Raw genomic sequence first — 12,105 nt, 5'->3', positions numbered from 1 at the left:
TCAACGCCGGCTCTCGATGATCTCGATGAAGCGGGCGAACAGCCCGGCCTGGGATTTGATGCCGAGTTTGCGATGGATGTTGCGGCGATGAACCTTCACCGTTCCCGGCACGATGCGCATGGCTCTCGCGATCGACTCGGTGGAATGCCCCTGCAGCACCAGATCGACGACATGCTTTTCGCGCGGGGTCAGCGACAGGCTTTCCCAAATGTGGGCGCGGTCGAACTCGTTGACGGCGGCGATCGTCTCGCCCTGCTCCGCTTCGTCCTGCTCCTCGGCCGCAAGTGCGGGCCAGCGCAACCGGGCGAAGTTGATGACCGCCGGCGCCATGTCGCGCAGCAGCCTGGCATCGGCGGTGCCGAAGGGACCCGAGGCGTGCAATCGCATCAGCGACAGCACCAGGGCATCCTTGCCGGGCAGCGGCACGAAGAAGCCGACCTCCTCGGCCAGCCTTGTCTGGCTATAGTAGGTGCGAAAATACTCGCTGGCATAGAAGCGGTCGGGCGCCAGTTCGCGCATGCGCCAGAACCCCTCCTTGCGCTCCACCGCCGCGTGATGAAATGGGTCGAGCAGATAAGGTCCTTCCTGATAGAGCGTGACGAAGACATGGCTCTCGGCCGGCGAGAAGGTTTCGAACAGCAGCGGCGGTCGCGAGGCGCCGCGGTAACCGAAGATCACGCAGTGGTCGAAGCCGACATGCTGGCTCAACCAGCCGACCATTGCCTTGCCGAATAGGTCGCCGCTCGTCTCCCGTGTCGCCGCGACAAGGGCTGCGAGCCGGCTGTATTCGTCGCTGCGAGATGCGCTCAAAATATACCCCCTTAAACGAGAAAATAGATCAGATATACCACCAGCGAGGTATATACTAGCCGCCATTGGCTCTGGTAGCGTCCTGAAATAGCCCTGTTGCTGGAGCCAGCACTTTGACCGCAGTGCCCGACATCGAGTTTCGCGGCTTCACCAAGCGCTATGGCGCCGTGACCGCTGTCAGCGGCATCGATCTGGCTGTGCCGCCCTCCGCCTTTGTCGCCCTTCTCGGACCGTCCGGCTGCGGCAAGACCACATGCCTGCGCATGATCGGCGGCTTCGAGCAGCCGAGCGAAGGCCAGGTGTTCATCCGTGGCCGGGACATGGCCGGAACGCCACCCTATCGTCGGCCGGTCAACATGGTGTTCCAGCAATACGCGCTGTTTCCGCACCTCGATGTGGAAGCCAATGTGTCCTACGGGCTGCGCCAGGCACGGCCACGCCTGTCGTCGCAGGAAATCGGCCGGCGCGCCGGCGAGGCGCTCGAAATGGTGCGGCTCGCCGGCTATGGCCGCCGCAAGATCCACGAACTCTCCGGCGGCCAGCAGCAGCGCGTCGCGCTGGCGCGCGCACTGGTCAACAAGCCGGCGGTGCTGTTGCTCGACGAGCCGCTGGCGGCGCTCGACAAGAAACTGCGCACCGACATGCAGATCGAGTTGCAGAACCTGCAGCGCGAGATCGGCATCACCTTCGTGCTGGTCACCCACGACCAGGAGGAAGCGCTGTCGATGAGCGACTTCGTCTGCGTCATGAATGGCGGCCGCATCGTACAACTCGGCCAGCCGAGCGAGATCTATGACGAGCCGGCCGACCTGTTCGTCGCCGACTTCGTCGGAAAGACCAATCTGTTGAGCGGCAAGGTTGCCGGGCATACAGGCGATCTTGTCAATGTGGCGCTGGCGGACGGAACCGTCATTGCCGCGCGCAAACGAACCGCCTTGCAGCAGGGCGAGACCGTTTCTGTCAGCCTGCGTCCTGAATCGCTAAGCCTCGGCGACACCAAAGGCAGCCCTTTCAAGGGCATCGTGCGCAACCGGATCTTCTTGGGCTCGACGGCGGAATACGCCATCGAGGTGCAGGGCATCGGAACGCTGCTGGCCAAGGCCGACCATGTGATCGGCCATGGCAACCTCTTCAAGCCGGGTGAACCCGTCGCCATCGGCTTTGCCTCCGGGACGCCGCTGGCGTTTCCGGAGACCAAGAACAACGGGACCAACCAGAGGGTAGCAAAAAATGTCGAAATCATATCGTGACGGACTGCCGATTAGCCCTGAGAACTTCGTCGACCAGCTGATGCGCCTGAAGCGCGGCTCGATCGGCCGCCGCGACTTCCTCCGCCTCACCGGCCTTGGCATCGCAACCGCGGTGATGGCGCGCGAGCTCGGCATCATGCCGACGCCGGCCTTCGCCGCCGAAAACCTCGGCGACCGCATGTCGATCGCCACCTGGCCGAACTATCACGACCCGCAGACCTTCGAGAATTTCAAGAAGGACACCGGCGTCGCCGTCGAGGTCAACGTGTTCGGCTCCAATGAGGAGATGCTGGCCAAGCTGCAGGCCGGCGCCTCGGGCTGGAGCCTGTTCGTGCCGACCAACTACACGATCTCGACCTACAAGAAACTCGGCATCATCGATCCGCTCGACATGGCCAAGCTGCCGAATTTCGACAGCTCCCAGGAGGACCCGCGCTTCACCTCGGAAGGCACGATCGACGGCACGACCTACGCGGTGCCGAAGAACTGGGGCACCACGGGCTTTGCCGTCAACACCAAGAAGCTGGCCAAGCCGATGACCAGCTGGAAGGAATTCTGGGACGTCGCCATGGCCGAGGGCGATGGCCGCACCATGGTCCACGACTACCAGCTAACCACAATCGGCAACGCGCTGAAATATCACGGCTATTCCTTCAACTCGCTGAAGCAGGACGAACTCGCCAAGGCCGAGGAGCTGCTGCTCAAGGTCAAGCCGCATCTGTTCGCGGTCTCGTCCGACTACCAGCCGGGCATGCGGGCGGGCGACGCCTGGATGACCATGTGCTGGACGAATGACGGCGCACAGCTGCATCGCGATATCCCGGAGATCGCCTATGTGCTGGGCAAGGAGGGCGGCGAAATCTGGACCGATTTCTACGCCATCCCGAAGGACGCGCCGAACAAGCCGGCCGGCTATGCCTTGCTCAACTATCTGATGACCCCTGAGGTCGCGGTGAAGGAGCATCTGGCCAACGGCGCGCCGTCGACCGACGCACGCGTCAACAAGCTGCTGCCCAAGGAAGTGCTGGACAATCCGATCCTCTATCCGGCGGCCGACCTGTTGACACCGCTGGAATTCGGTGCGGCGGCGACGCTGACCGATCCCGGCCGCGCCGAGCTGATGGCGCGCTTCAAGTCGGCTTGAGGCCGGCCTGACGCAAACGGAAACCGGTGGGCCTATGTCCGCCGGCATCGGGGCGGTTTCTATGCACGGCAACAGATTTCGGTATAACATCCTGACAGCGCTGCTGCTCGCTCCGGCTACAGCGTGGCTGGTGGTGTTTCTGGTGTTGCCGTTCGTCGCCATTGCCGTGTTCAGCGTCGGCGAGCGGGCGCCGGAGGGCGGCTACCAGGCCGCCTTCACGCTGGCGCAATATGCCAACCTCCCGGCGCGGGCGACTGCCTTCTGGAACACGATGATGCTGGCGCCGGTGGGCGCGCTTGCCTGCCTGCTCGTCGCCTACCCCGTCGCCTACTACCTTGCCCTGAAGGCGCCGCAACGCTGGCGGCTGATCCTGCTTGCGCTCGTCGTCATTCCGTTCTGGACCAGCCTTTTGATGCGCACCTACGCCTGGATGTACATTCTGGGCGGACGCGGCATTCCCGCACTGCTGGCCTTTGTCGGCATCGAGGATGTCAGGTTGATCAACACGCCGGGCGCCGTGCTGCTCGGCATCGTCTATGGCTATTTGCCCCTCATGATCCTGCCGATCTATGTCAGTCTCGAGCGGCTCGACCGAAGGCTGCTGGAAGCCTCCGCCGATCTCGGCGCGACCCCGCTCTCAACCTTTCTGGGGGTGACGCTGAAGCTGTCGCTGCCGGGCGTCATGACCGGCTTCTCACTGGTCATGATCCTGCTGCTTGGCGAATACCTGATCCCGACCCTGCTTGGCGGCGGCAAGGTGTTCTTCATCGGCAACGCGCTGGTCGACCTGTTCCTGCAGTCGCGCAACTGGCCGTTCGGATCGGCCATCGCCATCACGCTGGTGGCGGTTTCGGTGGTGGTGCTGATCGCGGCAAACCGCATTTCGACACGGGTGTCGGGCGCCCGCAGGGTGGATCTGATCTGATGCGCGCCTTCGTCACAGCCGTCTTCGCCTTCCTCTATCTGCCGATTGCGTTGGTCGTGCTGTTTTCCTTCAACGCCGGCCGCCATGCCAGCGAGTTCACCGGCTTTTCGGTGCAGTGGTACGGCACGGCGCTGTCGAACCCGTTCCTGGTCGAGGCATTGAAGAACAGCCTGTTCATCGCCACCACCAGCGCGCTTCTGGCGGCGGTGTGCGGCACGGCAGCCGCACTCGGCCTGGCGCGGGTCGGGCCCAGAACCCGCGCCGTCTTCGACGCGCTGATGGGTGCCGCGATCGTCGTTCCCGGCGTCGTCATCGGCATCTCGACGCTCGTCGCGCTGGTCCAGTTGTTTGGCGTGCTCAACCCGTTCCTCGCCTCGATCTGGCCAAACGACCAGCCGCCACGCCTGTCGCTCGGCTATGGATCGATCATCGCCGCGCATGGCCTGTTTTCGATGGCGCTGGTAACGATGATTGTCGGCACGCGTCTCGCCAGCCTCGACCGCAACCTGGTCGAGGCCTCGAGCGATCTCTACGCCACGCCGCTGACGACGTTTCGCTCGATCGTGCTGCCGCAGATCATGCCGGCGATGATCGCCGGCTTCCTGCTCGCCTTCACCTTCTCCTTCGACGATTTCATCGTCGCCTTCTTCGTCGCCGGCGCGCAGACGACGCTGCCGATCTATGTCTTCGCCTCGATCCGGCGCGGCGTGACGCCGGAAATCAACGCCATCGCCACCATCGTGCTCGTCGCCTCGGTTCTTCTGGTGGTGCTTGCCCAATGGCAGCTGCGCCAGCGCCAGCCGTCAAACTGAACAAGCCATCCAGCTGAAAGACAAATTCATGCTCCTCAAAGACCGCATCGCCGTGGTGACGGGCGCCGGTTCCGGCATCGGCCGCGCCGGCGCCATGATCATGGCCAGGGAAGGCGCGCTGGTGGTCATCGCCGACCGGGATCTGGCCAGCGGCGAGACCACGGCGGCGGACATCCGGGCAGTGGGCGGGCAGGCCGAGGCCGTTGTTACCGACGTCTCTGACGACGCCGCGGTCGAGAAGCTCATCACAGGCACTCTCGGCAAGTATGGCCGCATCGACATTCTGCACAATCACGCCGGCATCCAGGTCGGCGGCACGCTGACCGAGGTCGAGGTCGATGGTATGGATGCGTCATGGCGCATCAATGTACGGGCGCAGTTTCTGGCCGCGCGGCTGGTCATGCCGGCAATGGTCGCGCAAGGCGGCGGCGTCATCCTCAACACGGCTTCGAATTCGGGCGTCTTCTACGACCGCGAGATGATCGCCTATGCCACGTCCAAACATGCCGTGGTGGCGATGACCAGGCAGATGTCGCTCGACTATGCCCGGCACAATGTGCGCGTCAACGCGCTCTGCCCCGGCTGGGTCGACACCCCCTTCAACGAACCGTTCATCGCCCAGATGGGCGGACGCGAGGCGATCGAAACCTATGTCCGCACCAGGATTCCGATGGGCCGCTGGGCCAGCGCCGAGGAGATCGCCGAAGCGATCCTGTTCCTCGTTTCCGACCGCTCATCCTTCATGACCGGCCAGGCGCTGGTGATCGACGGTGGCGAAAGCATCGGTTGATCCAAGGGCAGCCGGATAGGAGGGTTCCCGCTTCTGGCTCAATCGCCGGCTGCCCGTCCTCCCTTGCCTTCATGCCGCATTTCGTCCAATAGAACGACGCAAACGCTGCGAAACCGAAGGTTTTGCCGTTTGGAAGTGCGGCTTCCGGCCTCGTTGCCGACGCGCCGCAATCGGAAAGAGCAGGACAATGTCTGCGATCGAAGCCGGCGCTCGTGCGCCGGAAAATCTTTGGCGTCAGGAAATCAGGGCGACGCTGGCGCTGGCCTGGCCGATGGTGCTCACCAATCTCGGCCAGACCGCGATGACCGCCACCGACGTCATGATGATGGGGCGTCTGGGCGCGGACACGCTGGCCAGCGGCGCGCTCGGCGCCAACCTCTATTTCATGCCGCTGATCTTCGGCCTCGGCCTGATGCTGGCGACCTCGCCGATGATCGCCACCGAGCTTGGCCGCCGCCGCTATTCGGTGCGCGATTTGCGCCGCACCGTGCGGCAAGGGCTGTGGCTGGCGATCCTGATCTCGATCCCGATCTGGATGGTGCTGTGGCATGGCGAGGCCATTCTGCTGGCCATGGGCCAGGAGCCGGCATTGGCACATCAGGCCGGCATCTATCTGCGCTGGCTGGAATGGGCGGTGCTGCCCTTCTACGGCTATATCGTGCTGCGTTCCTTCATCTCGGCGCTGGAGCGGCCGGGCTGGGCGCTGATCATCGTCTTCGTCGCCGTCGCCTGCAACGCCTTCTTCAACTGGGTGTTCATGTTTGGCAATCTCGGCGTCACCTCGATGGGCATTGCCGGTTCGGGGCTGGCGACCACCCTGTCGAGCACGCTGATGTTCTGCGGCCTGGCAGCCGTGGTGATGCTGGAGAAGAAGTTCCGCCGCTACCGCCTGTTTGGTCGCTTCTGGCGCTCCGACTGGCCGCGTTTCAAGGGTCTGCTGCGGCTCGGCATGCCGATCGCCGGCATCCTCGCCTTCGAGGTGACGATCTTCAATGCAGCAGCCCTGCTGATGGGCCTGATCGATGCGGATTCGCTCGCCGCGCACGCTATCGCAATCCAGATCGCCTCGATCTCCTTCATGGTGCCGCTCGGTCTCAACCAGGCCGTCACCGTGCGCGTCGGGCTGGCCCACGGCGCCGGCAATCCGGCAGGCGTTTCGCGCGCCGGCTGGACCGCCTTCGTCATCGGCGTCTCGTCCATGGCGCTGATGGCGCTGGTGATGGTGCTGTGGCCGCATCTGTTGATCAGCGCCTTCATCGACATGACCGATCCGGCGAACGCCAGGGTGATCGCGCTGGCCGTGTCGTTCCTGGCCTTTGCCGCGCTGTTTCAGATCTTCGACGGCGCGCAGGCCGTTGCCGCCGGCATGCTGCGCGGCCTGCACGACACCAAGCTGCCGATGATCTATGCCGCCATCGGCTATTGGGGCATCGGCCTGCCGCTCGGCGTGCTGCTCGCCTTCCATTTCGGCCTGCACGGCGTCGGCATTTGGATCGGCCTGGCGTCGGGCCTGGCGGTGGTGGCGGTGCTGCTGCTCGCACGCTGGCTGCGGCGGGACCGACTGGCGCCGCCACTGGTGTTCGGGCATTGAAACGGACAGCCGGTGGTTGCCGGCGTGATGTCCTTCCACTGTGGTTCGTCCGACGGCGCCTTCTGATCGGCCTGCGAAACCCGTCCGCCAAGCGCCCGAATCGGTCATCCTGATCTCGCCTTTAGGCCGTCTCCGCATCTTTGGCTGTGGCTGAGCCCTGAACGATCCGCGTCTTGCGCTGTTTACCAGCCGCAAAGTTCCGAACAGCATAGGCGCGGCTCAGGAACGGGATTCCCTTCGTTGCCGTAGTCGTGCATAGTGGTGCAGCATATCAGCATATCTTCCAAAGTGAGGTTTCCGTCAGCTTAGATGCGAAGACCATAGCCATTGAGATCTCACGCAGTGGCACAAGCCGGGGCTCTCGTGGAATAAGCCCTCGTTCGCCTCTTGGATGCGACGGAAACGAAACAATTTGCGCTCCCGCGCGTGCTGCGGACCGGACATGATGCAGACCGCTGAGCACGCCGCCCATATTCCTGAATGGGGCCCCGTCTGATGGAACACCGAGCCATGCAGATCGCGATGGGGGCACGCTGTGGATAGCAAAGGCCGTGCGCTCCTTGATCAGATATACAGTAGCTTTTCGGACCGGTCGGATGACCTCCTTGATGCGGTGTCAGAACCCGGTGCGCTTCGCGAACACGACAGCTCCGTTGAGCGCTGGACTGACCTCGGCGAATGGCTGGGCCTCGCTGAGAGACTTGGAGCCGAAAAGGTGCTCTTCGTTCGCGGCGATCCGGTCGCGGTGTTCACTGACGCCCGCAAGGCGCCGGATGAAGCAGCTCTGGGTGAGCTTTATCGACGTGCTTGGTGCATGTCAGAGCCGCGTTGCCTGTTCGTGGCGCTTCCGGACGAGCTTCGCATCTACGATCTCGATTTGCCGCCCAGGCGCGGAAGTCCCCCAAAAGACCCGTGGCGGGTGCTGTCCTCGGCTGCCGACGTGCTTAGCCTTACGCAAGAAATCGACGGATACGGTCCCGATCTGCAGGGGCTGATGGAAGTGGGCGGTTCTGCACCTGCGCGTGCTGACCGCCGGCTCATCGAGGACCTGAGGCATGTGCGTGCGCAGTTGGAGTCGACGGGCCTGTCTATGGCTGAGGCCCACGCGCTCATCGGTCGATCCATCCTCGTGCGGTATTTGGAGGATCGCGGAGTACTGACGCGAGGTTATTTTGAGCGGGTGGCTGGCAGACACGTTGCCTGGCAGCGTGCGCTCAACGCCGAGGGTGTCATACCCGTGCTTGGCCCACCGGGAAAGCAGCGTCTGTATGACAGGGTGCTCCGCGATGCCGGCTTCACGCACGCTTTGTTCGAGAGCTTGGCTCAAGATTTCAACGGTGACCTGTTTGCGCTTGGAGAGGCACGGGAGAAAAGGTTCGATCATGCCGCGTTGCAGCTGCTACGGGCATTTCTTCTTGGAGAAATACAAGCCGGGCAGCAGCCCCTCTTTTTCTGGGCCTATGATTTCGAAGTAGTTCCACTCGCACTTATCAGCAGCATCTACGAGCAATTCTATCACGACTCCCTCAGTCAAAAGACGAGGGACAAGGCCGCCTCGGGGCAAGGTGAAAGCAGCCGAGACTTTCATTCTAAGTCGAAGACATCCCTCATCGTCGAACACATTGAGGAGGTGCTTAAAGAGGATGCGCCTGAGGGAGACGAGCTTAAGCACGGCGCCGGTACTCACTATACGCCCGCAAACCTTGTTCATGATGCGCTGCGCCGCACCCTGACGCCAGCGTGTCTGGCGCTCAAACCGACGATCCTTGATCCGGCCTGCGGATCGGGCATCTTCCTCGTGGAGGCCTTTCGGCGGATCGTTCGCTACGAAGCACAGGAGCGAAAGCGAAAGCTGTCGCCCGACGAGTTACGCTATATTCTGCGGCATCGCATCTTCGGGGTGGAGATAAATGCGGAGGCCGCACGCGTAGCAGCCTTTAGCCTATATCTAGCGCTGCTGGACCAACAGGAGCCGCCCGACATCGCCTCGGGCGGTCCGCTGCCCCATCTCCTGCACAGTGGCATGCGCGGCGAGAGCCACTATGGCATTTTGCTGGTCTCGGACGCGTTTGCCCTTACCGTTGACGAGCAGCAGCTCCTTACCGAGCGTGTAAAGGCCAACAAGGCTTATAAAGGCCGTGCGGATGACAGGCGCTTACTCGCCAGCGGCGGAACACTAGATCTCTCTCTCGCCAGCTTCGACGTGGTGGTTGGGAATCCTCCCTGGCAAGAGGCGCCCTCCGAGAAGTCAATTCCCCGCCTTTGGGCCGCCGCATTCAAATTCCCCGCTGGCGAGGGATCGTATTCCCAGTTGTTCATTCATCGCGCCCTCACGATGCTTCGGGAAGGCGGGACCCTTGGCCTGCTCATCGGCATGAAGATATTCTGGAACGACCGGGATACCAGCAGAGGGTTTCGCCAGTCTCTCCTTGAGCGCGCGACGCTCAGGCAGGTTGTGAACATGGCGCATGTGCGGCGCGTATTTTTCGCCAAGGCTGTTGCGCCCTTCGCATTTCTTTTGGCCGAGAACCGGTCGCCGTCCCCTGATGAGAGGGTGGTGCTCTGGAATGCGAGGCGGGCGGGGCCCGTCGAGCGATTGCGGTCCATCGCCGCCGTTCCGCTCGACCGGCGGGTCGTGGCGCAACGCGACCTGGCAGACGGAGATCATCTTTGGAAAGTCTTCTGGTGGGGCGGGCATCACGATGCCGCGTTGGTGTCCAGACTTATGCTCGAGCGGTCGCTTGGGGAGGTCGTCAAGGGTACGGAGCCGAAGTCTCGCTACGGCTGGCAGCGTGGCAGCACCGCGCCGACGGGGAGGCTCGCGGTCCTGTTTGAGCTTAATAACAGAAAGGTTCAGCGCTTTGGTCCTTTAGACGACAGCTGGTTTCTCCCGCCGCCGACTGGAATCAAGCGGGATCCCGATCAGCGAATCTATGACGGGCAGCGTCTGGTTATCACCCATGGCGTCAGAGAACCGATCGGCCCTGTTGCCCGGCTCGAAAGCCAGGGATTCTCGTTCCGCCACAGCTTTTATTGCATTCCGCTACCGCATCTGTCTGAAACCGAGGCGAAACTGGCCCTCGGTGTGCTGTGGTCGTCGCTTGGTCGATATCTTCTGTTCATGACTGCTGGAAGCTGGGGCGGATGGCATGACAAGGTGACGGCGCGCGACCTGCTGCGCGTTCCTGTTCGGCTCAGGCCCTCCTGGGGCATGTCCAGATCGGAACACAACAACGCGGCAGCACGCATCGTGCGGGCGGTAGATCAGCTGCGCGAACTTCCACCGGTAACCCGTTCGACATCTGGCCTATTCGACATTCTTCCCCACAAAGAATCCGAAGAGCCGTGGGTATGCCAGCTCGACAACGCCATTTTCGACTTGTTTGAGTTATCTGAGGCAGAGCGGGACTTAGTGGAAGACTTCTGGGCCGAGAGCCACGACCTGTACTGGAAGGGGGCGGAAGCGAAATCGACAAACCGTCTGTCATTCCCCGAAGTCGCACATGGAACCCTCGCGGATCTCCCGGAGGCCCCGATACGCGAAGGATTGCAGCCTTATCTCCGTGCGTTTTTGGATACCTGGAACGCCCAACTGCCAAAGAGTTCCGAGCTGCATTGGCAGGCGATTGCCTCGCCGGCGCGAGACGCGATCGCGGTCGTGTTTGCCCTAACCGGTCCGCAGAGCGAAAAGAAGCAGGACGCCGACTTTTGGCGATCCGTCGTCGCGCGTTGCGCAAAGGCTCTTGACCAACCGCTCTCGCCGGCTTTCTACACGAAGCGCGCTATCAGGACAGTATCGGCAGACAGTTTTATCATCATCAAACAAAATGCACGACGACTATGGACCGCGAGCACTGCGCGTGAGGACGCAGAAGCGTTATTCTTTCAGCTGGCTTCGCGTGCCAATGGGTGACCGCGAATGACCGGGTTGGCCGCTATTGCGATCAATTTGTGGCCCTCGTTCGTCGAGAAGGTCGAGGATGTTGTTCGTGCGGGCCTTGAGAGTCTCGCGGCTGCGGCGGACGACAGCGGCTTCGGCACCTCGTGCGAAAACGATCTCAACCGTGATCTGTTTTTCCGAATGCATCGCATTGCCGCTGAAAGGCAGAAGGCGCTATTCAATATGCTTCCGCGCCCGACACTGAGCCACGAACATACATGGACACTCGCGCCAATGGCTGAGGCCAATAATCAACCGAGCCCGGACGACCCAGAAAGAACGCCGCGTGAGAATAAGCGCCCAGACTTTCAGTGGAGCTTTCAGGACGATCAGGCAGAGGATCTTGGTCGCGCGACACGGGCATACGTCGTCGAGTGCAAGCGCCTAGGTCAGGCGATCGGAACATGGGCATTGAACGCGAACTATGTCGCCCATGGGGTCAACCGATTTGTCGATCAATCTCACCTCTATGGAAAGGACGACATCGGAGGTGCCATGATCGGTTATGTTCAGTCGATGGATGTCCATCCGATCTGGAGTGAAGTGACGCAACAACTCGCTCAAGCAGGCCTCACGGCACTCCCTAAACCCGGTCCATTTTCCGGATCCTCAGTACTGCATTTTGCGTCACATGATCTGACCCGGTTAGGTGCGGTATCACCCTTTGAACTTCATCACTTTTGGGTCGACCTCCGGTCATCAACTTGAGATGGAGCTGCTCGAGGATTTTTCCGCGCTAGTTTCCTTTGGCTCATTCAAAGATTGCGGTGACACTGCACTTCGCCACCCGAGCGGGCAGGCCGACCACTGAACAGTTCGAAGGTGTGACGTTGTTGATGGCGT

At 62.2% G+C, this 12,105-nt stretch carries 9 protein-coding genes; 8 read left to right on the top strand and 1 reads right to left on the bottom strand.

The window, feature by feature from the left end; translation table 11 throughout:
• On the bottom strand, positions 1–810 hold the full coding sequence (locus NLY43_RS16965) for a helix-turn-helix transcriptional regulator (RefSeq protein ID WP_023693096.1): 810 nt from the start codon (positions 808–810) through the stop codon (positions 1–3).
• Positions 811–923: 113 nt separating this feature from the next.
• Between NLY43_RS16965 and NLY43_RS16960 the strand changes: the two genes are divergently transcribed.
• From NLY43_RS16960 to NLY43_RS16925, 8 genes are all read left to right on the top strand, one after another.
• A complete protein-coding gene (locus tag NLY43_RS16960) occupies positions 924–2,060 on the top strand; it encodes an ABC transporter ATP-binding protein (protein WP_023711363.1) in 1,137 nt (378 codons plus the stop codon).
• Complete coding sequence (locus tag NLY43_RS16955; RefSeq protein WP_023711362.1) at positions 2,041–3,204, top strand: ABC transporter substrate-binding protein; 1,164 nt, start codon at positions 2,041–2,043, stop codon at positions 3,202–3,204. The genes NLY43_RS16960 and NLY43_RS16955 overlap by 20 nt, the downstream gene beginning before the upstream one ends.
• 61 nt (positions 3,205–3,265) lie before the next feature.
• Entirely contained in the window at positions 3,266–4,129 is an 864-nt protein-coding gene (locus tag NLY43_RS16950; protein ID WP_023693099.1) for an ABC transporter permease, read from the top strand.
• A complete protein-coding gene (locus tag NLY43_RS16945; protein ID WP_023693100.1) occupies positions 4,129–4,941 on the top strand; it encodes an ABC transporter permease in 813 nt (270 codons plus the stop codon). The genes NLY43_RS16950 and NLY43_RS16945 overlap by 1 nt, the downstream gene beginning before the upstream one ends.
• Before the next feature lie 28 nt (positions 4,942–4,969).
• Positions 4,970–5,731 (top strand): SDR family NAD(P)-dependent oxidoreductase, encoded by a 762-nt coding sequence (locus NLY43_RS16940; protein WP_023711361.1) that lies wholly within the window; start codon positions 4,970–4,972, stop codon positions 5,729–5,731.
• A 187-nt stretch (positions 5,732–5,918) separates the two neighbouring features.
• Positions 5,919–7,322, top strand: coding sequence for an MATE family efflux transporter (locus NLY43_RS16935; protein WP_023711360.1), 1,404 nt, complete (start codon positions 5,919–5,921; stop codon positions 7,320–7,322).
• Positions 7,323–7,857: 535 nt separating this feature from the next.
• Positions 7,858–11,235, top strand: a complete 3,378-nt coding sequence (locus NLY43_RS16930) for an HsdM family class I SAM-dependent methyltransferase (protein ID WP_023713431.1) — start codon at positions 7,858–7,860, stop codon at positions 11,233–11,235.
• A gap of 6 nt (positions 11,236–11,241) precedes the next feature.
• On the top strand, positions 11,242–11,970 hold the full coding sequence (locus NLY43_RS16925; RefSeq protein ID WP_050589744.1) for a hypothetical protein: 729 nt from the start codon (positions 11,242–11,244) through the stop codon (positions 11,968–11,970).
• Positions 11,971–12,105: the final 135 nt, after the last annotated feature.

Source organism: Mesorhizobium sp. C416B, assembly GCF_030323165.1.
In the GTDB taxonomy this organism is placed as follows: Bacteria; Pseudomonadota; Alphaproteobacteria; order Rhizobiales; family Rhizobiaceae; genus Mesorhizobium.
The sequence above is the reverse complement of the archived record's forward strand: the minus strand, read 5'-3'. Positions and strand labels throughout refer to the sequence as shown.